The sequence below is a fragment of the Rhodococcus sp. AD45-ID genome (assembly GCF_003023755.1).
GTDB classification, from domain to species: domain Bacteria; phylum Actinomycetota; class Actinomycetes; order Mycobacteriales; family Mycobacteriaceae; genus Rhodococcus_F; species Rhodococcus_F globerula.
Window position 1 is genome coordinate 1,367,258 of the sequence record NZ_PYHL01000002.1, and the last position, 21,571, is coordinate 1,388,828.

At 62.5% G+C, this 21,571-nt stretch carries 20 protein-coding genes; 14 read left to right on the forward strand and 6 right to left on the reverse strand.

Annotated elements, in window-relative coordinates; genetic code table 11:
* The first annotated feature begins 1 nt into the window (after position 1).
* From inhA to C7T36_RS22620, 7 genes are all read left to right on the forward strand, one after another.
* Entirely contained in the window at positions 2-799 is a 798-nt protein-coding gene (gene inhA / locus C7T36_RS22590; RefSeq protein WP_045067716.1) for an NADH-dependent enoyl-ACP reductase InhA, read from the forward strand.
* 87 nt (positions 800-886) lie between these two features.
* Positions 887-1,645 carry a hypothetical protein gene (locus C7T36_RS22595; RefSeq protein WP_045067717.1) on the forward strand — a complete coding sequence of 253 codons (759 nt, stop codon included), beginning with the start codon at positions 887-889 and terminating at the stop codon, positions 1,643-1,645.
* A gap of 158 nt (positions 1,646-1,803) precedes the next feature.
* Positions 1,804-3,372 (forward strand): LVIVD repeat-containing protein, encoded by a 1,569-nt coding sequence (locus C7T36_RS22600; protein WP_045067718.1) that lies wholly within the window; start codon positions 1,804-1,806, stop codon positions 3,370-3,372.
* Positions 3,369-4,034 (forward strand): DUF305 domain-containing protein, encoded by a 666-nt coding sequence (locus C7T36_RS22605; protein ID WP_045067719.1) that lies wholly within the window; start codon positions 3,369-3,371, stop codon positions 4,032-4,034. The genes C7T36_RS22600 and C7T36_RS22605 overlap by 4 nt, the downstream gene beginning before the upstream one ends.
* Before the next feature lie 106 nt (positions 4,035-4,140).
* Positions 4,141-5,016 carry an LLM class F420-dependent oxidoreductase gene (locus C7T36_RS22610; protein WP_045067720.1) on the forward strand — a complete coding sequence of 292 codons (876 nt, stop codon included), beginning with the start codon at positions 4,141-4,143 and terminating at the stop codon, positions 5,014-5,016.
* A gap of 139 nt (positions 5,017-5,155) precedes the next feature.
* A complete protein-coding gene (locus tag C7T36_RS22615) occupies positions 5,156-6,853 on the forward strand; it encodes a SulP family inorganic anion transporter (RefSeq protein WP_045067721.1) in 1,698 nt (565 codons plus the stop codon).
* A gap of 78 nt (positions 6,854-6,931) precedes the next feature.
* Positions 6,932-7,999, forward strand: a complete 1,068-nt coding sequence (locus C7T36_RS22620; RefSeq protein ID WP_045067722.1) for a ferrochelatase — start codon at positions 6,932-6,934, stop codon at positions 7,997-7,999.
* A 10-nt stretch (positions 8,000-8,009) separates the two neighbouring features.
* Here the strand turns inward: C7T36_RS22620 and C7T36_RS22625 are convergent, their stop codons facing one another.
* Entirely contained in the window at positions 8,010-8,618 is a 609-nt protein-coding gene (locus C7T36_RS22625) for a hypothetical protein (protein ID WP_033232077.1), read from the reverse strand.
* Between the two features lie 108 nt (positions 8,619-8,726).
* Complete coding sequence (locus C7T36_RS22630; RefSeq protein ID WP_033232076.1) at positions 8,727-9,068, reverse strand: metallopeptidase family protein; 342 nt, start codon at positions 9,066-9,068, stop codon at positions 8,727-8,729.
* A 77-nt stretch (positions 9,069-9,145) separates the two neighbouring features.
* On the opposite strand from C7T36_RS22630, the gene C7T36_RS22635 reads away from it, so the two are divergent.
* Together C7T36_RS22635 and C7T36_RS22640 are read left to right on the forward strand one after the other, a co-directional pair.
* A complete protein-coding gene (locus tag C7T36_RS22635) occupies positions 9,146-9,634 on the forward strand; it encodes a transcriptional regulator (protein ID WP_033232075.1) in 489 nt (162 codons plus the stop codon).
* A 263-nt stretch (positions 9,635-9,897) separates the two neighbouring features.
* A complete protein-coding gene (locus C7T36_RS22640; RefSeq protein WP_239654728.1) occupies positions 9,898-11,586 on the forward strand; it encodes an enoyl-CoA hydratase-related protein in 1,689 nt (562 codons plus the stop codon).
* Positions 11,587-11,603: 17 nt separating this feature from the next.
* Here C7T36_RS22640 and C7T36_RS22645 read toward each other — a convergent pair whose 3' ends face one another.
* Complete coding sequence (locus tag C7T36_RS22645) at positions 11,604-12,422, reverse strand: hypothetical protein (protein ID WP_045067725.1); 819 nt, start codon at positions 12,420-12,422, stop codon at positions 11,604-11,606.
* 67 nt (positions 12,423-12,489) lie between these two features.
* On the opposite strand from C7T36_RS22645, the gene C7T36_RS22650 reads away from it, so the two are divergent.
* From C7T36_RS22650 to C7T36_RS22660, 3 genes are read left to right on the forward strand one after another with little or no spacing between them, the layout of a single operon-like run.
* Positions 12,490-13,323, forward strand: coding sequence for a DUF3097 domain-containing protein (locus C7T36_RS22650; protein ID WP_033232072.1), 834 nt, complete (start codon positions 12,490-12,492; stop codon positions 13,321-13,323).
* A 37-nt stretch (positions 13,324-13,360) separates the two neighbouring features.
* Positions 13,361-13,792 carry an NfeD family protein gene (locus C7T36_RS22655; RefSeq protein WP_033232071.1) on the forward strand — a complete coding sequence of 144 codons (432 nt, stop codon included), beginning with the start codon at positions 13,361-13,363 and terminating at the stop codon, positions 13,790-13,792.
* A 4-nt stretch (positions 13,793-13,796) separates the two neighbouring features.
* Positions 13,797-15,071: an SPFH domain-containing protein gene (locus C7T36_RS22660; protein ID WP_045067726.1), complete on the forward strand. Its 1,275-nt coding sequence runs from the start codon at positions 13,797-13,799 to the stop codon at positions 15,069-15,071.
* A 36-nt stretch (positions 15,072-15,107) separates the two neighbouring features.
* On the opposite strand, the gene C7T36_RS22665 is transcribed toward C7T36_RS22660, so the two are convergent.
* From C7T36_RS22665 to C7T36_RS22675, 3 genes are read right to left on the reverse strand one after another with little or no spacing between them, the layout of a single operon-like run.
* Entirely contained in the window at positions 15,108-15,641 is a 534-nt protein-coding gene (locus tag C7T36_RS22665; RefSeq protein ID WP_045067727.1) for a hypothetical protein, read from the reverse strand.
* Between the two features lie 14 nt (positions 15,642-15,655).
* On the reverse strand, positions 15,656-16,273 hold the full coding sequence (locus C7T36_RS22670; RefSeq protein WP_045067728.1) for a MarR family transcriptional regulator: 618 nt from the start codon (positions 16,271-16,273) through the stop codon (positions 15,656-15,658).
* Positions 16,274-16,304: 31 nt separating this feature from the next.
* Positions 16,305-17,024, reverse strand: a complete 720-nt coding sequence (locus C7T36_RS22675; protein WP_045067729.1) for a TVP38/TMEM64 family protein — start codon at positions 17,022-17,024, stop codon at positions 16,305-16,307.
* A 400-nt stretch (positions 17,025-17,424) separates the two neighbouring features.
* On the opposite strand from C7T36_RS22675, the gene mutA reads away from it, so the two are divergent.
* Together mutA and scpA are read left to right on the forward strand one after the other, a co-directional pair.
* Positions 17,425-19,320, forward strand: coding sequence for a methylmalonyl-CoA mutase small subunit (gene mutA, locus C7T36_RS22680; protein ID WP_045067730.1), 1,896 nt, complete (start codon positions 17,425-17,427; stop codon positions 19,318-19,320).
* Positions 19,317-21,569, forward strand: a complete 2,253-nt coding sequence (gene scpA / locus C7T36_RS22685) for a methylmalonyl-CoA mutase (RefSeq protein ID WP_033232065.1) — start codon at positions 19,317-19,319, stop codon at positions 21,567-21,569. The genes mutA and scpA overlap by 4 nt, the downstream gene beginning before the upstream one ends.
* Positions 21,570-21,571: the final 2 nt, after the last annotated feature.

Below are 21,571 nucleotides of genomic sequence, written 5' to 3' on the forward strand. Positions count from 1 at the left end.
CATGGGCGGCTTGCTCGAGGGTAAGACCATTCTCGTTACCGGCATCATCACCGATTCGTCCATCGCATTCCATGTGGCGAAGGTTGCGCAGGAGCAGGGCGCCAAGGTGCTGATCACGGGTTTTGATCGTCTGCGTCTGATCGACCGCATTGCTCAGCGCCTACCGCAGCCGGTGCCGCCGGCCATCTCCCTCGACGTCCAGAACCCGGAAGATCTGGCCACTTTGGCCGATCGTGTCCGCGAGTTGGCTCCGGAGGGCATCGACGGCGTTGTCCACTCCATCGGCTTTGCCCCGCGCTCGTGCCTGGGCAGCCCGTTCATGGACGCGCCGTGGAGTGACGTGGCTGTTGCTCTCGAGGTGTCCGCCTACTCGTACAGTGCCCTCGCAAAGGCGCTGCTGCCGGTTCTGAACGACAAGGGTTCCATCGTCGGTATGGACTTCGATCCGTCGCGTGCGATGCCGTTCTACAACTGGATGGGTGTTTCCAAGGCAACCCTCGAGGCCGTGAACCGGTACGTCGCCAAAGAGGTCGGCGTTCGTGGCATCCGCTCCAATCTTGTTGCGTCGGGCCCGATCAAGACGCTCGCAGCCAAGGCAATTGCCGGCGACAGCACCGGCCCGGGTGCCGAGTTGGACAAGCTCAACACCGGCTGGGACAGTGCGGCGCCCATCGGCTGGGACGTCGAAGATCGTGAAACCGTTGCGAAGACGGTCTGCACCGTTCTCTCGGATTGGCTGCCGGGCACAACTGCGTCGATCATTTACGTCGACGGCGGTTTCCACGCAATGGTGGGTTAGTAGTTTGAATCCGGTTCGCCTTTGCCTGCTCGACGAGCTACGTCCAGGTGAGGGCGAACACGGGGGACATCAACACGGGGGACATCGATGATGGAACCAGTCGACGACGTGGCGGTCGGTGACTGGATCAAACAACGGTTGTCGGGTGCGCTGACGGCAGTTGTACCTTCGGGTTTCGACGCGTACGTGCGAGTCCTCCATCCCGTCGACGTCGACGGCACTCACGTGGTCCGCTGGCGTGATGTTGCCGCCGTAACCGGTCGGCGGATTCATCCGCTTGTGCAATGGTGGCGTTTGATCGACGCCACTGATTCCGTGAATCCGCGCAGCGAGCTCTGGGACGGCGGTGAGCCTGATATCGGTTCACTCGATCCGCCCGACAATCAGCGTCTTGTCGATCTTCTTGCGGGCCATACGAATTCACCGGACGATGCCTACTTCGCGGTGTGGGAGGGCAATGGCTTCTTTCATGCCGGAGCTACGGCGATCTACAGCGCCGGAAAGAAACAATCTCGCCCCGCACCCGTTGTTTCGCTCGCCCGGGAACTGATCTCCGGACCGCGGCTGCGGCACCCCGGACGGGACTATGTTGTGCTGTCAGGATCCCTTCGTGAAGCGTCGACTATCCCCGACCTGATCGGTGCAAAGCCCTGGACGCCGTCAGCAAATCTCGTGTGGCCGCAGGACCATTCGTGGTGCATTGCCACAGAGGTCGATTTTGATTCGACTCTCGTGGGGTGCAGTCGGGCCGCCGCGAAAGAGATCCTGGCATGCCCCGACCTCGAATCGTTCCCGATCAACCCGAACGATTCGTTGAAGTTCGACGCTGACTTGGTAAATACCTGAGACCTCCGGTATCTGATGGAGAGTCGCGTTCACTCTTGACGAGAGTGGCGTGCATCACGCACACTTCCCCAGGGAACCGGACATTCGGTCAGGACGTCGGTAGGTGGGAGATACGGTCGAGTATCGCCGACGCCCGATACACAGGGGGTTGGGCAGAGATGAAACCGCTGAGCGCTCGTCGAACGGTCAGGTCCGCGATTGTTGCCGCGGCGGCCGTACTGCTACTTCCAGTGGTCGGCGCCGCAGCGGCGCCGGAATCCAGTCCAGGTACGGTGTACGAATCCCATGCCGTCGGCAGCGATGCGGTCGAGCGCGCGAGTTGTAACGAGGATTCTCAGCCGGAAACCGGATTGCAGGGCGATGCACCAGCTGAAGACCGTAACAGCGGACGCAGTCGAACGGGCTACAGCTGCAACATCTCTCGGTTGGGTGGGTACGAAGGCCGTGGCGGCGGAATCACCTCAACCAGTTTCGAGAACTGCGCGTATGTCGGCAGCTTCTTCCCCGGAAATCTCCTCGGACCCGCACAAGGCGTGCAGGTTATCGATGCCTCCGACCCGGCAAACCCGAAACTCACTGCAACGCTGACCGAACCTGCCATGCTCGCGGGAACGTGGGAGAGCCTCAAGGTCAACACGCAGCGAAAACTCTTGGTGGGAACGGGAGTTCCCCTGTTGACCGGCGTTGGCATGATGTCGGTATACGACATCTCCGATTGCGCTCATCCGAAACTGCTCAATCCGGGACCGGGAACGAATCTGGGGATGCTCCTTCCCATTACATCGCATGAGGGCGGGTTCTCCCCGGACGGCAACACCTACTGGTCTTCCGGTACCGCGCCCGGCATCGTGAGCGCTGTCGACCTCACCGATCCCTCCACCCCGAAGGTGGTGTGGCAGGACCTGATCGGTCTCTCGACCCACGGAATCGGCGTCAGCGACGACGGGAATCAGCTGTACCTGTCGAACAATATGGGCGGCATCCACGTACTCGACGTCAGTGCGGTGCAGCGACGTGACCCCAATCCTCAGGTTCGCCAACTCTCTCAGCTTTCGTGGACCGACGGATGGGCGACGCAGCACAGTATTCCGGTGAACTACGACGGCGCACCGTATCTGTTCACCGTCGACGAGGGCGGTTCGGGCGGCGTCAAACTCATCGACGTCTCCGACGCAGCCCGACCGGAGATCGCCAACTCGATCAAGCTCGAAATCAACCTTCCCGAGAATCAGGACTCCTCGCTCGCGTCAGCGTCCGGCGGTTCGGCCTTTGCTTACGAATCGCACTACTGCGCAGCGGACCGCCCGGACAATCCCACGGCTCTCGCGTGCGGGTGGATATCGTCCGGGATCAGGGTTTTTGATGTCCGCGACCCGTTCGACGTCCGGGAAATCGCCTACTACAACCCGCCGGCGAAGACGGGGGACAATCTTGCGTTGACAAACTCACCGCACGCATTGGCGTCGATCTTGGGCGTTCCGCTGCTGAGCGCGCCCGCGATCGGCCAGTCGATTCTCAGTGGTCAATTCGACCCGAACCAAGCACTCAGCGCGCGAAGCGGGATGCTCACTCAAGGCGACATCTCCACGGACTGGTGCTTCTCGGCGCCGGAGTGGCGCGGCAGCAAGCTGTGGGTGACGTGCGCGGACAACGGGTTCATGGCGTTGCAACTGGATCCCGACGTCTACTCGCCACCGGCTGATCAGCACTCGACCGTCGGTTCATGACGACGACGCGGGTAGTGCGCGTCGCAGCGTTCGGTTGCCTTGCGGTGATGCTGGTTGTGCTCGGTGCGGCGCTGCGGCCGCTGATGTTCACGGAGCAGGCTGCGCCTGCAGAGATATTGAGCGACAACGAAATCGGGTTTGTTCACGATATGGTCGCGCACCACCAGCAGGCCCTGTTCATCGCCCAGCGACTGAACACGAATGTCGATCCAGCGGTGAGTAGGCTCGCGCAACAGATCGACGATTCGCAGCGGACCGAGATCGGGATGATGCTCGGTTGGCTGCGACTCGTGAACGTGACCCCGGGTAGTCGCACTCCGATGGAATGGATGCACACCGCGTCGAATTCGACGGACCTTGCTGCGCACCATGGCGTTGTGACATCAGACGCAACTCGCGGTCAGGCGTCGATGCCGGGGATGGCAACCATGGCCGAACTCGACTCTCTCACCTCAGCTACGGGGGTTGATGCGGAAGTGTTGTTCCTGCAGTTGATGGAGCGTCATCACCGTGGCGGGATCGTCATGGCCCAGGCGGCCGACGAACTTCTAGCCGACGGTCCGGTCAAACAATCCGCCCGCGACATGATCACCACCCAGAGTCAGGAATCCGGACTGATGGCCCTCATGCTCGCACAACGAGGTGCTCAACCGCTCGGGTAGACGAGCCCTGGATCCACAATGAACAGCGTTCATTCTTCTGGTACGTTCAGCTCCGAGAGCGGCCGTCACCCTTACGTGCCGGTGCACAGTCGAAGGAGTTGCATCGATGCGAATCGGCATCAGTACACCGGTCGTGAGCGTCATCCCAGGCCGGACGGCGGATTGGGAACTGGGCGCGGGGATCGAGGAAGTCGCAGAGGTTGCGCAGCATGCCGATCGGCGTGGCTTCCATTTCGTCACCTGTAGCGAACACATCGGTATGCCCTCCGACGTATGGTCGCCTCAGCTGCCCAATGGGCGCGGAACGCGCTATTGGGATCCTCTGGCAACCCTGTCGTATCTGGCTGGAAAGACCGAGCGCCTACGCCTAGTGACGAACATCCTTGTCCTCGGATACCACCATCCCCTCGAGATCGCCAAGCGATACGGGACTCTGGACCGGATGAGCGGCGGGCGCGTGGTTCTGGGCTTGGGCGTAGGGACCGTCGAGGCGGAATTCAAGGCACTGGGTGTGCCATTCGAAGGACGAGGCCCGCGCGCAGATGACGCGATGCGCGCGCTACGCGCATCGCTGTCACAGCTCGAACCGGAGTATCACGGCGAGTTCTACGATTTCGAGGGATTGATCATCGATCCCCACGCGATCCAACCGCGCGTGCCGCTCTGGGTCGGTGGGCACAGCAAGCGCGCGTTGCGGCGGGCTGTGACGCTCGGTGACGGGTGGATGCCCGGCGCACCGGACATGGAGACCCTCCGAACAATGTTGGCAGGATTTCCGGAGCGTCCCGCGGGCTTCGAGGTTATCTGCGGTGCGGACTCTCTGGACCCGGCCGCGCACCCTGATCAGGTGGAAGAGACGCTTGCCGAGATGGACGAAGCAGGCGTCACTATGGTCCCGTTCCGCCCAGTTCATCGATCACTGGCGCACTATCTCGAACAGCTCGATGCGATGGCTGCATTGGAGAACTTCACGCCGCTGTGATCCTGCGGAGTTCTCGAAGAGAAAGCCCGCGGCGCTTCACCCGGTCGGGATGAGGCGGGACAGTGCACCCGTGGTCGACGATGGGATCACGAAATCACCTCCCGGACGAAGGGCGCCACATGTCGTATCTCGGGGCTACATGAGCGCAGTTCTGGGTCGCATACGTGCTCTGCTGCCGCGCGAGCGAATGACCCGAGCCGATGTGATCGCGGGTCTTCCCGGTGCGATCGGTAGCGTGCCTGACGGTATGGCCTCGGGTGTGCTCGCCGGAGTGAGTCCGCTGCACGGTCTTTATGCGAGCATGGCCGGCCGGGTATTCGGAGGATTGTCCACCAGTACCCGTCTGATGGTGGTCACCACCACGAGTGCCTCAGCACTGGCTGCGGGGTCGGCTCTGACGGATATCCCCGATGAGGACCGATCTGCGGCTCTGGTGATGCTTACCCTCGTCGCCGGTGGCGTGATGATCGTGGCCGCCGTCTTGCGGCTGGGGAGATACACGCGCTTCGTCTCACATTCCGTGATGACCGCATTTCTGCTCGGGGTTGCGGCCAACATCGCGTTCGGTCAGATCCCGGCGCTGTTGGGGGTAGACGCGGAAGGCGGGTTTGCGCTCGCGAAGGCAGTGAATGTGTTGACGCACCCGGGGGAGATCGACTGGCGGTCCGCGGTGGTGGGCGTCAGTGCCCTGATACTCATGTGGACGTTGGGACAGACCCGGTTGCGGTTATACGCATCGTTGGTTGCGCTGATCGTGCCGACCGTTCTTGTGGTGGCGTTGGGTTGGGATTCGGTGAGCCGCGTTTCCGACATCGCGACTATCCCCACTGGATTCCCGATCCCGGGTCTTCCCGATCTGACCGTGCTGAGCCCCGCCCTGCTCAGTGGCGCGCTGACGGTGGCGGTCATTGTGCTGGTCCAAGGTGCCGGAGTGGCCGAATCCGCCCCAAATCCGGACGGCTCACGCTCGTCCGCCAATCAAGACTTCACTGCGCAAGGTGTCGGCAACGTCGCTGCGTCCTTGCTCCGCGGGATGCCAGTCGGAGGATCGGTGGGGCAGACTGCGCTCAATCGCACAGCGGGTGCCCGTACCCGTTGGGCAGCGATCTGGTCGGGTTTGTGGCTGGTTGTCCTGCTCGCAGCCTTCGCGGGACTGGTCGGGCAAGTGCCCATGCCAACCCTCGCAGCTGTCCTGATTGTGGCAGCTGCCGGGTCCCTGGATCCGGCCAAGCTGTCGGCCATCTGGAGCAGCGGATATACCTCCCGGGTCGTGTTCGGTACAACGCTGATGGCGACGCTGTTGCTGCCGGTCACAGCCGCGGTGGGAATCGGGGTCGCGCTCTCACTGATCCTGCAGCTGAACCAGGAAGCCATCGACCTCAAGGTGGTCCGCCTGCGGGTGGACGGCAACCAACTGGTCGAGGCGAGCGCACCGAAACAACTCTCCGACAACGAGATCGTGATACTCGACGTGTACGGCAGCCTGTTCTACGCGGGAGCGCGCACGCTTGCGGCGCATCTGCCGGATCCCGCCGGTGCGAGGTCGCCGGTGGTGATCCTGCGGCTGAGGGGGCGCACGACGGTAAGCGCAACGTTCTTCACCATCGTCGCGGATTATGCTCGTCGACTCGACGCGGTTGGCGGTCAGCTGCACCTCAGTGGAATCGACCCGCGCATTCGCGACTACTGGACCGACGAACTCCTCGCCGCGCATGGGGTGAGCATCGAGTTCCACCCTGCCACCGCAACTATCGGCGAATCGACCCTCGCCGCGTATGCCGAGGCGAGAGTTCGGACGCACGACGGCGACAATCCGCCTCGCGAAAAGCCTTGTTAGTTCTACTACAGTTAGTTCTACTACAACAGTGCGTACCCGGGTTTTGTCTGCCGATCGGCATCGCGCAAGATTGAAGGCATGACTGTTGGTGTGGACGACAAGTTCGATGCTCTTCTCGTGTTGTCGTTCGGCGGTCCCGAAAAACCCGAGGACGTTCGACCCTTTCTCGAAAACGTCACGCGGGGAAGGGGAGTTCCACCTGAGCGTCTTGATGCGGTCGTTGAGCACTACATGCATTTCGGTGGAGTTTCACCGATCAATGCACTCAATCGAGATTTGATCGAGCGAGTCCGGGGTGAACTGGCAACGGCGGGGCTGGATCTTCCGATCTACTTCGGAAACCGCAACTGGCACCCCATGGTCGAGGATACTGTGGCACAGATGCGCGACGACGGTATCCGTAACGCGGCCGTCTTTGCCACGTCGGCGTGGGGCGGGTACTCGGGGTGCCGTCAGTACCACGAGGACATCGTCCGTGCTCGTGAAGCGGTCGGTGACGGCGCACCGACATTGACCAAACTTCGTCAGTATTACGACCATCCCCTGGTCATCGGCGCGTTTGCCGACGGAATCCGGGCGGCGCGCGCGGCTCTGCCCGAGGCGACTCGCGACGACGCTCGGCTGGTGTTCACGGCGCATTCGGTACCGATCGCCGCCGACAGAAATGCCGGACCGCCCGAGCTGGGCGGCAACCTGTACAGCCGTCAGGTCGCTGAAGCCTCGCGCCTGGTTGCCGGCGCTGTGGGCGTCGATGATTTTGATCTTGTGTGGCAGTCACGATCCGGCCCGCCACAGGTGCCGTGGCTCGACCCTGACATCTGCGATCATCTGGATATGTTGTCCACCAAGGATGTTCGCGCGGTGATCGTATGTCCTGTCGGGTTTGTCTCCGACCACCTCGAAGTGGTGTGGGATCTCGACACCGAGGCCAGGGACAAAGCCGCAGAACTCGGAATGGATTTTGTGCGGGCGGCGACGCCGGGCCAGGACCCACGTTTTGCTCAATTGGTACCGACGCTCATTTCCGAACGTCTGGCCGGTGAGCCGCCGCTCCGCCTCGGGGTCGAGCCGTTGCTCGGCTCGACCACCAACGGCGTTTCCTGCGCGGTCAACTGTTGTGCCGCAGTGCAGCGACCTAAGCGCTGAGCGCTTCGAGCTATGCGTTGGGCTGCTTCAGCTTTCCGCACGGGCCTGGCACCGTCGACGTGCTTCGTGAGGTCAGCAGGGCGGCGACGATCGCCTGGTCTTCGGCACTCAGCGACGGATCGATGTAGTTGAGCGACGGCGCACCTAGTTCACGGACGCGTCCGGCAAGCGTTGCGACAAACGACACCTTCTCTTCGTCGCCCCGGTTTGCTTCGTGGATCTGGAGGACGGATACCGGAAACTTGCGCAGTGTGACCGGCAGGAAACGAGCGGCCAGAACATGGTCGACGTTGAATCCGGCCCACACTCCCTGGTTTGCTTCCACGCACTCGGCGTCGGAGTGCGCTGCACTCTCGCCGATGTACTTGCGCGGCGGGACCAACTTCTTGGGGGCAAGCTCGGACGCGCCCTGCTGCAGGACCGGATAGTCGCCGTCTGTGTACATCCACGGCTGGTTTGCCATCGTGATGAGTCGGCCGGCATCCAAATCGGGTAGGTACCGGGACTTGAGGAGGAAGGCCACGCTGTCGACCGAGATGCCCAACAGTTCGGCGGCCTTCTGACGACTCATGGCGAAGGTCGGCGTGTTCTTCGGGGCGATCTGGATCAGGTTGACCATGTGAACTCCTGTAGATGTTCAGTTGTTGCGGCGTGTCGGTACAGCTGACATGACTATTCGGCGATTATCAACCTCTAGCTCATTTTCGTGGCCTATGTGAGTGTGATGTCACCAACCGAGCTCTCGTAAACGGGGATCTCCGATGCCGAAGTGATGACCGATCTCGTGGATCACTGTGCGTCGTACCTGCTCGACAACCTCGTCTTCGGTGGAGCAGATCGAGCAGATCGATCGACGGTAGATGGTGATGCGGTCGGGAAGTACACCGGCGTAGGTCGTTGTTCGCTTCGTGAGCGGAATTCCTTGGTACAAACCGAGCAGTCCGGGTGGGCCACCTTCGAGTTGAACGGTCACCGCAACATTGGCCATTTCGCGACCGAGTTTGGGCGGCAAGGTGTCCAAGGCGCGTTTGACCATGTCCTCGAACTGGGCGTCGTCGACGTCGATCATCTGACTATTGTGCGGGAATCGCGCACCTGGGGGTGTGTCCATCTGGAAACAGTGCAGCGTGCGGCTATGTTGGTGGAGTGGCCGATGATCTGTACCAGCGTTACGAATTCACGTTTATCGTTCCCTTGCTGACGCTCTCGCAGGAACAGATGCTCGCCAAGTCCCTGGGTGGACGGGTGGAGGAGCGAAAAGGTCTGCAGTTGTTGACTCTCACCGCGGAAGGCATGCGGGCGGCGACGACCGCGATCACTCTTGTCGACCAACTTGCCGGCTCCGGTGTGCGACCCGAGCGGACTCATCCGGATCTGGTGTCCCGGCAGGACATCGCAGATCGTGCTGGTGTCACGCGGCAAGCCGTCGGGCAGTGGGTGCGCGGAGTTCGGCAAGCGTCGACGCCCTTCCCGGTTCCCTACAACTCGGTGGCGGGTGGCATCTGGTTCTGGGGAGATGTTCTGGCGTGGTTGCGTCGTCAGGGATACGGGCAGGACACAGGCTTGCGGTACCCGACGCTTGATGAGCACATTCGAATCGACCGGCATATTGCGATCAACCACAAAACTCCCTGACGTCAGCTCCAGCAAACTGTTTGCTTGATAGTAGCTGTTGAAACAAACCGACTGTAGGTATATGGTCCCCAAGTACCTACTTCAACCTATCGGTGCGTTGGTCGTGCTTGGGGGAGCCTGGTCTACGCCGTTGATACCCGACTATGCAAGCAGGGGAATTCATGGTTTCGACCCCCAGGGCGATGTCGTCAGCTGTGTCGCTGACGGTTGCCTCGAATAACGTGATGTCACCACCAGCAACGTCTAGGCAACGTGGCGGGTGGGTGAGCGGGCAGCGATTGCGCACTCTCGCTGCTGGCCTGTTTGCCCGAAACCAGCCAAGCGAGTCGCCGACGCCGAGGCGCACGGTGCTACTTCTTGTCACCTCGGACAACGGGCTGTCGCAGCGGGCGGCGCTGGTGTTACGCGAGGCCGGCCATCGAGTGCGGACGGCAGTGGTGTCGGACGCGGAGTCGGCGCTCGTGGCCACTGCACCTGACGACTTCGATCTCATCATCTGCCCGTATCTGAAAGTTTATATACCGGAAGAGATTTGGCGAAGATGGACGACGATCATCATCCATCCCGGACCGCCAGGGGATCGAGGTCCCTCTTCGCTGGACTGGGCGATCGCGGATGGCGAGAGCACCTGGGGCGTCACCGCATTACAAGCTCGCGAGGAACTCGACGGTGGACCGGTGTGGGCGTGGCGAACCTTCGACCTGTGCGCCGGTGTCCCCAAATCTGCGGTCTACAACGATGCGGTTACCGCCGCAGCGGTGGAGTGCATCCAGGAAGTAGTCGACAAGTTCGGAACTCCGGGTTTTGTGCCGCTTACCTCGGAATCGGTACCGCGGCCGGTAGCGTCCGCGACGACGCGGCCGGTCATGAAACAAGCAGATCGCGCATTCTCGTGGTCACAGGACGCACCGAGCATCATGCGCGCGATCAATGCGGCGGACGGTTTTCCCGGTGTGAACACCGAATTGGGACTCGACCGTGTATTTGTCTACGACGCACACCTCGACGCTCATGTCGACGCCGACCCCGGCACCATTCTCGAGTATCACCACGAGGCAATCCGTGTTGCCACCGGCGCCGGGACCGTCTGGATCGGCCAAGCGCGCCCTGAAGGTCCGGCAGGTTTCAAGCTCCCGGCGACAGCCGTGGTTCGCCCAGGCACCTTTGTTCCGCAGGTGCAAGACAGTCGCTACCCGGGTATCGACTACCACCGGGACGGCGACATCGGCTACCTCTCCTTCCGTTGCTACAACGGCGCGATGAGCACCGCGCAGTGCCGACGGTTAGCCGATCGTCTGCGCTGGGCCATCGAACTTGATACCAAGGTTTTGGTGTTGACCGGTGATTACAGCGGATTCAGCAACGGTATTCACCTCAATGTGATCGAGGCCGCCGCCGATCAGGCCGGTGAAGCGTGGTCGAACATCAAGGCCATCAACTCGGTCGCGAACCAGATCGTCAATTGCGTCGACCAGGTGATCGTTGCCGCCTTCACCGGAAATGCCGGCGCCGGCGGCGTCATGCTTCCACTCGGTGCCGACGTCGTCGCAGCCCGGGACGGTGTAGTTCTCAATCCGCACTACGCCACGATGGGTTTGTTCGGCTCGGAATTGCACACGTACACGCTTCCCGTCCGGGTTGGTGACTACCAGGCTCGGCGGCTGCTTTCGGAGTGTCAACCCATCAGCATCGGTCAGGCTCGACAGATCGGACTTGTTGATGCCATCGGGCCTCGCGATCCGATGCTTTTCGAGTCGTGGCTGAACAAGATCGCAACAGACCTTCTCGTCGGGGATCGGCGGAAAGCGATGCTCGAGAAGAAACGATCGCGGCTCGCACTCGATCCGGTCGCGCCGTACGAACAGCGGGAACTCGAGGAAATGAAGAGCGACATGTTCGGTGATCGCAACGGGTTCGCTGAGAAACGTCGAAAATTCGTTCGCAAGTTGTGATCGGTGACTGTCGCTGTCTAGTTTTCGCCCGCCGGGTGGTGTGAGGAGGCACTCGCCACCGCTGCTGTTCGGGCGGATCGCACCGCGGCCCACAGCGGCCGCAACAAGGATTCTCGGGCATGGACAGCGGAGATGCTGGGTGGTTGGTTGGTCGAATCATGCTCGGCCACAGTCAAAATAGCGGCAACCTGATCGGCGCTGTCGAGGACTCGCAGCGCCCGAGGTGCAAGGGAATCGGGGTAGCGGTGATGCGCCAGGTCGGAGAGTGCATCGGCAATTGCTGCCCGGGCATCGTCACCCGGCGTGCCGGTGGGGACGGTCTGAAGCGACAGCAGTGCCGCGGCGGCGTCGCGAACGGCCTCGCGCATCGAATATTCGGCTTCTCCGAGACCGACATACTCGGCCGGCCCCGTCACGGTCGGCACGGAGTACACCGTCCAGCGCAGAACGTCGGGACCTTCATGCACGGGAACAAGCCCGATTCCCGCAGATCCCGCAGCGCCGACCAGAACACCCTCACCGGCGCCCAACGCGGCTGCGGCGAAGCCCGTACCGGCAGGCAGCCCGCGCACATCACCCGGGGCAGGTAGCGCCAATCGTAAGTCGGTCGGAGAGATGTTCCCGGCGCGTCGCAGCACCCGGAGCAACATCGGCGCGCCACCGTCGGTGATGCCCGGCCAGTCGAGTCCGAGGGCCGACGCGGTATCCGCGTCGGCGGCACCGATCAAATGCATCGGCGCCCACGCCACGAGCGCATCGATGACGTCGTCCGGGGCGCTGTCGCCGGCGAGCCATGATGCTGCCCACACGGTGAGCGTTGCGCTGGGAGAACTCATGACAGAAGAGTTTAGTTCGGCGTGGCAACCTGTGCCCCTTGGGCGTTGTCACCTAGCGTTATCCGGCGTGAGCGGTGGAAACGGATACGGTGACATCTTCGCGGGCCATGCCCGCACCCAGAAACGTCAAGTGCCTCAGGTGGCGGCCGAGCGCGACCTCGTCGTCGAGGATGCGGCAACGGGATTCTGCGGCGCGGTCGTCGGATTCGAGCGCACGTACGACGGTGATTTTGTTCGGCTCGAGGACGGCCGCTCGCAGAAGCGACTGTTTGCGATGCGTGAGGCTGCATTCCTCATCGACGGCGCACCCGTGACGTTGGTGCGACCGGCACCGAAGGCGGCGTCGGCACAGTCGGCGAGGTCCGCGTCAGGCTCGACCCGGGTTGAAGGATTACGCGCTCGCACAGCACTTCCCAGCCGGATCTGGGTGGAGGGTGTCCACGACGCAGCCCTGGTGGAACGGGTGTGGGGACACGACCTGCGCGTCGAAGGTGTAGTTGTCGAACACCTCGAGGGCTTGGACAACCTGGGGGAGCGACTTGCGGAGTTCGGCCCAGGTCCCGGGCGACGAGTCGGTGTTCTTGTCGATCACCTGGTTACCGGCTCGAAGGAAACGCAACTGACGCAGGGCCTCGGCCCGAACGTGTTGGTGACGGGCCATCCGTACATCGACGTCTGGGAAGCGGTCCGGCCCAAGTCCGTCGGAATTGCTGCCTGGCCGAAGATTCCGCGCGGTGAGGACTGGAAGACGGGGATTTGCCGCGAACTCGGCTGGGGGACACCTCAGGAAGGGTGGCGACGTGTCTACAACGCGGTGGAGAGCTTCCGCGATCTGGAAGCTCCGCTGATCGGAGCCGTCGAACAGCTTGTCGATTTTGTCACCGAGCCGAACCTGACGTAGGCGCGGCGCAGATCACACTCTCTGGTTAGATGGTGTTGTGGCTGCACTTCTTTGGCTTGTCGGGGCACTTGTGCTCGCCGGCGCGGAAGCACTGGCAGGAGATTTCTTTCTGCTGATGCTCGCCGGTGGGGCGCTTGCTACTGCCGGTGTCAGTTCGGTCACCGATTTTCCCGTGTGGGTCGACGCCGTCATGTTCGGCGTGTTCTCGGGAGTGCTCATTCTCGGTGTTCGGCCTTTCCTGTTGCGACGCTTCGGGACTCCGCCGCCCACTCCGATGGGAATTCAAGCGCTCGAAGGTAAACGTGCCGTCGTTCTCGAAGAGGTCGGCGAGCATGCCGGTCAGGTCAAGCTGGACGGTCAGATATGGACGGCTCGCCCGCTCGACAGCGCTGACGTGTATCCGGCGGGGACAACGGTGACGGTGATGGAAATCAACGGGGCAACAGCAGTTGTCTGGAGGGGACCGTAAAAACATGGCAGCACTTATAGTTCTTGGTGTCTTGGTGCTTTTCGTGATCTTGGTGGTTGCGAAATCGGTAGCACTGGTACCGCAGGCAGAAGCCGCGGTCATCGAGCGACTCGGTCGGTACTCGAAAACAGTGTCGGGTCAGCTCACATTTCTGATCCCCTTCGCGGATCGGGTGCGAGCGAAGGTAGATCTGCGTGAACGCGTTGTGTCCTTCCCCCCGCAACCGGTGATCACGCAGGACAACCTGACGTTGTCCATCGACACCGTGGTGTATTTCCAGGTCACCAATCCGCAGGCTGCGGTGTACGAGATCAGCAACTACATTGCCGCGGTCGAGCAGTTGACCACTACGACTCTGCGTAACGTCGTCGGCGGTATGACGCTGGAAGAGACGCTGACCTCGCGTGACTCCATCAACGGTCAGTTGCGTGGTGTGCTCGACGAAGCAACCGGCCGCTGGGGCCTGCGGGTCGCACGCGTCGAACTCAAGAGCATCGATCCGCCGCCGTCGATTCAGGAGTCGATGGAAAAGCAGATGAAGGCCGACCGCGAGAAGCGCGCCATGATTCTCACGGCTGAGGGGCACCGCGAAGCTGCGATCAAGACGGCAGAGGGTGCGAAGCAGAGTCAGATCCTGTCAGCTGAAGGCAACAAGCAGGCCTCCGTTCTCAACGCCGAGGGCGAGCGTCAGTCGCAAATCCTTCGCGCGCAGGGTGATCGCGCTGCCAAGTATCTGCAGGCGCAAGGTGAAGCCAAGGCAATCGAGAAGGTCTTTGCCGCCATCAAGTCGGGTAAGCCGACGCCGGAACTGCTTGCATACCAGTACCTTCAGACGTTGCCTCAGATGGCGCAGGGTGACGCGAACAAAGTGTGGCTGGTGCCGAGCGATTTCGGCGACGCACTCAAGGGCTTCGCAAAAACACTGGGTGCACCAGGCGATGACGGCGTGTTCCGGTACGAACCGCCCGCGGCGGAAGAGAACCTGCCCAGCCCGGAGGACGATTCCGACGAGGTAGCCGAATGGTTCGAGACAAAGTCCGACCCGGCTATCGCCGAAGCTGTCCGCGCTGCGGAAATCGCGGCCCGGACACCGGTAGAGGATCCTGCGGCAGCGGTTCGCGCACAGCGCGAAAGCGCCCCGCAGTTCACCGACCCGGCGCTGCCGGCACCAGGTGAAAGCCAATGGTCCGGACAGTTCCAGCAGGAGCCGGAACCTGGAGAATTCCAGCAGAAATACCCGTATCAAGACCAACCGCCGGAGGGCGGACCGCGTCACTAATATTTGAATGAATTCGAAAAGCGCTGATCACTAGAACTACGTGATCAGCGCTTTTCCTGTTCCGCAGACAGCAATCGCCCAGAGAACGCTGGCGAAGGTTCCGATGATGAACTGTTCCGAGGCATGGGGTTCACGCAGTTCGGGATACCGGGCCAATCCCTTGACTGCCAACACGATTGCGATACCTTCCGGCCACCCAGCCAGAATGGACACTGCGACGGCGATGCGCTCGAGGACTCCGATGACGCGGCCACCGCGCAATGGACCAGCGTTGGGTGCGGGGCTGCCGTCCGGTTGCCGTCTCGCAACCTTGAACGTGGCCAAAACCACGGGAGCACCCGCCGTGGCCGAAGCCAGGACACACAGGACAAGTGTCGCTCCGAGCGCAAATCCCGTGACCGGTGTGGTCCGACTGGCGGCCAGCGCCGCAACCCCGAGGGCGGGTAGAGCCACGGTGGCAGATACCCATTCGGGAACCTGGACGTGGCCGCCGCTCAGTTTTGGCAGCGCAGCCGTGACCAGCGGTGCTGCGGCTGCAACTGCGAGCGCGATCAGTGCCAGAACAACCATGTAATGCGCCCCTGTCAGTGTGTGGTGCGAGCAGTGTAGGTCTGGGCTCGGACAAGTAGCCGCTGGGAGAGTCGTCGGCCGGCAAGTTCGGCTTGCCAGCCGGCGGTGAGCAGGCGTTTCGACATGGCCTGCTTGGTGATTCCGAGCCGCTCGGCGGCGGCGGCCTGGGTGAGGCCGTCGTCCATCAATGCGATAGCCGCACGTCCGTCAGGTGTTTGCCGAAGCACGATCGTGCCAAGCATGGTCAGGGCGCCGTCGATGTCCGCGGCAAGTTCGGCGAGGTCGCCGTCGGCTGGGGCCTGCTCGACGGAGATACGCGCGGGGGCTTTCTTGGCACGTTCGACGGCGATGCGTGCCGCTTCGAATGCCGGACCACGCCCGGCGCGAGTCTGGGCGGGAAGTGGTTCTTCGACGGGGCCGATTCCGATTCCGACACTCCAGTATTCGCGTCGCAGTAGTTCGAGCGCCAGGTGGACCAGGAGTTGGGGATCGTCGGTGACTGCTTGAATCTCGTCGCCTGCTGTCCGTTCGAACCCTCGAACGAGGGGAGCGGACGCGAGATCCCGAAGGACTTCCTCGACACGGTCGACGTCGCGACGACTACTGCGCTGGTCGACTGTCAGTACGAACATGAGTCAACATTAAGAGGTTGACTTCTCTATGTCAATCTTTAGAAGTTGACTTCTCACTATCAACCTCCAGGGTTTGACCCGTCAGAGCTTGGCCATCGGACGGTTGGTGCAGTTCCACAGATGTCTTGCGAGCGTCGAACAGCAATCCGCCGATGCCGATGGCAATGCAGATTCCTGACAGCACAAGCAAGCGAGGGTCGGCTTCGCCGGACAGGGCATCGCCGAGTACGACGATTCCGATCGTGCCGGGCAAAATTCCCACCACTGTGGCGATCACGTAGGGCACCAGGCGGATCGACGAAATGCCGCAGCAGTAGTTCACCACTGAAAACGGGACGAACGCGATCAAGCGCAGGGACCCAACGGCCAGCCATCCGCGTTTCTCGATCCGCTCGTCCACTCGCCTGATTGTCGGACTCGATATCCGTTGCCAGACCACCTCTCGGCCGATGGCGCGGACGAGATACAGAGCCAGGATGGCACTGACCGTGGTTGCCGCGACGGTGAGAGCGATACCTGTCGCCGATCCGAACAGCACGCCGGCGCTGAGGGTGAACACCGTCCGAGGAAAGGGCGCGACGGTAACCAGGGAATGAACAAGAAAGAACACGAGCGGAAACATTGGTCCGATGGAATCTGCCCACTCCCGGACCTGAGATACCGACGGGTGCGGCGCAAGGAATGCCGCCACGAAGAGCGCGAGTACCAGCAGGACAATCGCGATCAATCTTCGGTCCAGCAGGCGCCCCATCACAGGGCACAAGGTTACCGGTGCGCGTGAGGAATCCCGACGTATGCGGCCCAGTCGTCCGGAAACCGGGTGCCCCTACCAGCGTGATGTGATGAAAACCACTACCCTTCGGGTGTGGGTGACGCAGTAGGTCCCGCCCAGTGAAACCAACTCGCCGGTAACTCGTAAACGCGCTGAACAATCGCTAGGTAAGGATCGGGGCTGCGCGCCAATCCTTGCCGTACCAGCCGGTAGGCAAGTTGTCGGGCGGCCTTAGCAGACCCCTTCGCCGCGAACGTGACGTGATCCTCACGATAAGCACGTCCGAAGTCGGGTTAGCATCACAGCCATAACGAGCAATTCGATGAACAGTTCCGATAACAGGTATAACGCTTACGCACAACGAGAGGCAGCGGACACAGTGTCATTAGCTTCAGAAGCCGAGGCTGTCGAGCAGGCATATGCGGAGTGGCAACGCTCCGTCGCCGGAGTGCTCGCCAAGTCCCGTCGAGTCGACGCCGCAGAACTAGGCCCCGAGCCGCAGAAACTGCTCGAAACCGTCACATACGACGGCGTCACTGTCGCACCGCTCTACAGCCCACGCGACGAGCGCCCCGAGCAGACCCTGCCCGGTAGCTTCCCGTACGTCCGCGGAGTCGACGCTCATCGCGACGTCAATGCAGGCTGGTTGGTTTCGGCTCAGTTCGGAACCGCTTCCGCCGCAGACACCAACCGGACCATCCTCGACGCACTCGAGAACGGTGTCAGTGCGATCTGGCTCAAAGCCGGACTCGGTGGCGTCTCCGTCGACGATCTGAATTCGGCGCTCGAGGGCGTGCTCCTCGATCTCGCTCCGCTCACACTCGATGCCGGCGCCGAAGCAAGCGCCGCCGCCCGCGCGATCCTGGCACTGCTCGATGCCCGCGCTGAAGCCGGTGACGGAGTCAGCGATCGCGCAAGCATCCGCATCAACCTCGGCACGGCACCGCTGACGAGTTCCTTCTCCGGCGCAGCCGACGTCGAGCTGACAGAAGCAGTCGAGCTAGCTGTCGCCGCTGACGCTCGCGCCGAATCGGTGCGGGCCATCACCGTCGACGGCACGGCATTCCACAATGCCGGCGCCGGTGACGCCGAGGAGCTCGGAGCGGCCGTCGCAGCCGGTCTCGAATACCTCCGCACGCTTACCGCAGACGGCGATCTGACCATCGGTGCTGCGTTGGCGCAGTTGGCTTTCCGTTACTCGGCAACCGACGATCAGTTCCAGACCATCGCGAAGTTCCGTGCCGCACGTCTCGTGTGGGCCCGCATCGCTCAGGTCTGCGGCGCATCCGACTTCGGCGGCGCACCACAGCACGCTGTCACGTCCGCCGCGATGATGGCTCAGCGTGATCCCTGGGTGAACATGCTGCGCACCACCCTCGCCGCATTCGGCGCCGGTGTCGGTGGAGCAGACGCGGTGACGGTTCTTCCGTTCGACGTCGCCCTGGCCGACGGCACCCTCGGCGTCAGCAAGTCGTTCTCCTCACGCATCGCCCGCAACACACAGTTGTTGCTGCTCGAAGAGTCGCACCTGGGCCGCGTGCTCGATCCGTCGGCCGGCTCCTGGTATGTCGAAGACCTGACACAGCAGATCGCCGCGACTGCCTGGGAGTTCTTCCAGGAAATCGAAGCAGCCGGCGGATATCTGGCTGCACTCGAAGCGGGAATCGTCTCCGATCGCATCGCCGCTACCAAGGCCAAGCGTGACTCCGACATCGCACACCGCAAGACCACGGTCACCGGTGTCAACGAGTTCCCGAACCTCGGCGAAACACCGCTTTCCGCCGAAGCCGTCGAGCCCGGCCAGTCCGTCGCCCGGTACGCGGCTGCGTTCGAAGCGCTTCGTGACCGCTCGGACGCATTCCTCGCTGCCGGCGGCGCCCGCCCCACTGCGCTGCTCGCGCCGCTGGGCTCGGTTGCAGAACACAATGTGCGCACCACGTTTGCGTCGAACCTTCTCGCTTCGGGCGGTATCGACGCAGTCAACCCCGGCCCGCTCGAGGTAGGCGCAGAAGCCATCTCCGCTGCAGTCAAGGCATCCGGCGCCACCGTCGCCGTGCTGTGTGGCACGGATAAGCGTTACGGCGAGAGCGCCGCAGCGGCCGTCGCAGAATTGCGCGCTGCCGGTATCACCAAGGTGCTGCTGGCCGGCCCGGAAAAGGCCGTCGGCGATGCCGCGGGCGATTCGCGTCCGGACGGATTCCTCACAGCCCGCATCGACGCAGTATCGGCTCTGACCGAACTGCTCGACTTCATCGAGACGGGAAGCTCCAAGTGACGACACGAGAGGTCAAGCACGTGATCGGCAGTTTCGCCGAGGTCCCACTCGAGGACCCGCAGTCTCCGGCACCCACACCACCGTCGGTCGAGCAGACACAGGCCCTCATCGAAGAGGGTGCCACCGCCAACAACTACGCCGCTGAGCAGGTTGTCTGGTCCACGCCGGAGGGTATCGACGTCAAGCCGGTGTACACCGGCGCAGACCGCGCGGCCGCCGCCGAGTCCGGTTACCCGCTCGACAGCTTCCCGGGTGCTGCACCGTTCCTGCGTGGTCCGTACCCGACCATGTACGTGAACCAGCCGTGGACCATTCGCCAGTACGCCGGCTTCTCTACTGCCGCCGAGTCCAATGCGTTCTACCGTCGCAACCTCGCGGCCGGTCAGAAGGGCCTGTCGGTCGCGTTCGACCTCGCCACGCACCGCGGCTACGACTCCGATCACCCCCGCGTTGCCGGTGACGTCGGAATGGCCGGTGTCGCAATCGATTCCATCCTCGACATGCGTCAGCTCTTCGACGGTATCGACCTCTCACAGGTGTCGGTCTCGATGACGATGAACGGCGCTGTGCTGCCGATTCTCGCGCTGTACGTTGCTGCGGCAGGTGAGCAGGGTGTCACCCCGGACAAGCTGGCCGGAACGATCCAGAACGACATCCTCAAAGAGTTCATGGTTCGCAACACCTACATCTATCCGCCCAAGCCCTCGATGCGGATCATCTCGGACATCTTTGCGTACTCGAGTGCGGAAATGCCGAAGTACAACTCCATCTCCATCTCGGGTTACCACATCCAGGAAGCCGGAGCGACGGCCGATCTTGAACTGGCGTACACCCTCGCTGACGGCGTCGAGTACATTCGCGCCGGCCTCGACGCCGGTATGGACATCGACAAGTTCGCACCGCGCCTGTCCTTCTTCTGGGCCATCGGCATGAACTTCTTCATGGAGGTCGCCAAGCTCCGCGCCGGACGCCTCCTGTGGGCCGAGCTTGTTGCCAAGTTCGATCCCAAGAGCGCCAAGTCGCTCTCGCTGCGTACCCACTCGCAGACCTCGGGCTGGTCGCTGACCGCGCAGGACGTCTTCAACAACGTTCCGCGAACCTGCGTCGAGGCCATGGCTGCCACCCAAGGACACACCCAGTCGCTGCACACCAACGCACTCGACGAAGCCATCGCTCTGCCGACGGACTTCTCCGCGCGTATCGCCCGTAACACCCAGTTGTTGCTGCAGCAGGAGTCCGGAACGGTTCGGCCCATCGACCCGTGGGGCGGCTCGTACTACGTCGAGTGGCTCACCAACGAGCTCGCCAACCGGGCACGTAAGCACATCGAAGAGGTCGAGGAAGCCGGCGGAATGGCTCAGGCCATCAACGAAGGCATCCCGAAGCTGCGGATCGAGGAAGCTGCCGCCCGCACCCAGGCACGCATCGACTCCGGTCGGCAGCCGCTCGTCGGCGTCAACAAGTACGTTCCCGACGAGGTCGACACCATCGAAGTCCTCAAGGTCGAGAACTCCAAGGTGCGCAAGGAACAGCTCGAGAAGCTGGTTCGTCTTCGCGCGGAACGTGATCCGGAAGCCGTCGAGGCCGCACTCGCGAACCTCACCCGCGCCGCAGCATCCACCGAAGGCGGCATGGAGAACAATCTCCTCGCCCTCGCAGTTGTTGCCGCTCGCGCTATGGCTACCGTCGGCGAGATTTCCGACGCCCTCGAAAAGGTGTACGGACGCCACCAGGCCGAGATCCGCACCATCAGTGGTGTGTACCGAGACGAGGCAGGATCGGTGAGCAACATCAGCAAAGCGATGGAACTGGTCGAGAAGTTCGCCGAGGACGAGGGGCGTCGTCCCCGCATCCTCGTTGCGAAGATGGGCCAGGACGGTCACGACCGTGGCCAGAAGGTCATCTCCACGGCCTTCGCGGACATCGGATTCGACGTTGACGTCGGACCGCTGTTCCAGACCCCCGAAGAGGTCGCCAATCAGGCGGCCGACAACGACGTCCACGTAGTCGGTGTGTCGTCGTTGGCAGCCGGTCACCTCACCTTGGTGCCGGCACTGCGGGAAGCGCTGGCTGCGGCCGGTCGCCCCGACATCATGATCGTGGTCGGCGGAGTCATCCCGCCCGGCGACTTCGACGAACTCTACGAAGCCGGCGCTGCTGCCATCTTCCCGCCCGGAACCGTCATCGCCGACGCTGCCAGCGGATTGTTGGAGAAGCTGGCCGTCCAACTGGGCCACGATCGCAGCTGAGA

What these genes read in the sequence shown, in the direction of transcription:
- inhA (WP_045067716.1), top strand. Translation starts at nt 2, where the DNA reads ATGGGCGGCTTGCTCGAGGGTAAGACCATTCTCGTTACCGGCATCATC.
- C7T36_RS22595 (WP_045067717.1), top strand. Translation starts at nt 887, where the DNA reads ATGATGGAACCAGTCGACGACGTGGCGGTCGGTGACTGGATCAAACAA.
- C7T36_RS22600 (WP_045067718.1), top strand. Translation starts at nt 1,804, where the DNA reads ATGAAACCGCTGAGCGCTCGTCGAACGGTCAGGTCCGCGATTGTTGCC.
- C7T36_RS22605 (WP_045067719.1), top strand. Translation starts at nt 3,369, where the DNA reads ATGACGACGACGCGGGTAGTGCGCGTCGCAGCGTTCGGTTGCCTTGCG.
- C7T36_RS22610 (WP_045067720.1), top strand. Translation starts at nt 4,141, where the DNA reads ATGCGAATCGGCATCAGTACACCGGTCGTGAGCGTCATCCCAGGCCGG.
- C7T36_RS22615 (WP_045067721.1), top strand. Translation starts at nt 5,156, where the DNA reads ATGAGCGCAGTTCTGGGTCGCATACGTGCTCTGCTGCCGCGCGAGCGA.
- C7T36_RS22620 (WP_045067722.1), top strand. Translation starts at nt 6,932, where the DNA reads ATGACTGTTGGTGTGGACGACAAGTTCGATGCTCTTCTCGTGTTGTCG.
- C7T36_RS22625 (WP_033232077.1), bottom strand. Translation starts at nt 8,618, where the DNA reads ATGGTCAACCTGATCCAGATCGCCCCGAAGAACACGCCGACCTTCGCC.
- C7T36_RS22630 (WP_033232076.1), bottom strand. Translation starts at nt 9,068, where the DNA reads ATGATCGACGTCGACGACGCCCAGTTCGAGGACATGGTCAAACGCGCC.
- C7T36_RS22645 (WP_045067725.1), bottom strand. Translation starts at nt 12,422, where the DNA reads ATGAGTTCTCCCAGCGCAACGCTCACCGTGTGGGCAGCATCATGGCTC.
- C7T36_RS22660 (WP_045067726.1), top strand. Translation starts at nt 13,797, where the DNA reads ATGGCAGCACTTATAGTTCTTGGTGTCTTGGTGCTTTTCGTGATCTTG.
- C7T36_RS22665 (WP_045067727.1), bottom strand. Translation starts at nt 15,641, where the DNA reads ATGGTTGTTCTGGCACTGATCGCGCTCGCAGTTGCAGCCGCAGCACCG.
- C7T36_RS22670 (WP_045067728.1), bottom strand. Translation starts at nt 16,273, where the DNA reads ATGTTCGTACTGACAGTCGACCAGCGCAGTAGTCGTCGCGACGTCGAC.
- C7T36_RS22675 (WP_045067729.1), bottom strand. Translation starts at nt 17,024, where the DNA reads ATGGGGCGCCTGCTGGACCGAAGATTGATCGCGATTGTCCTGCTGGTA.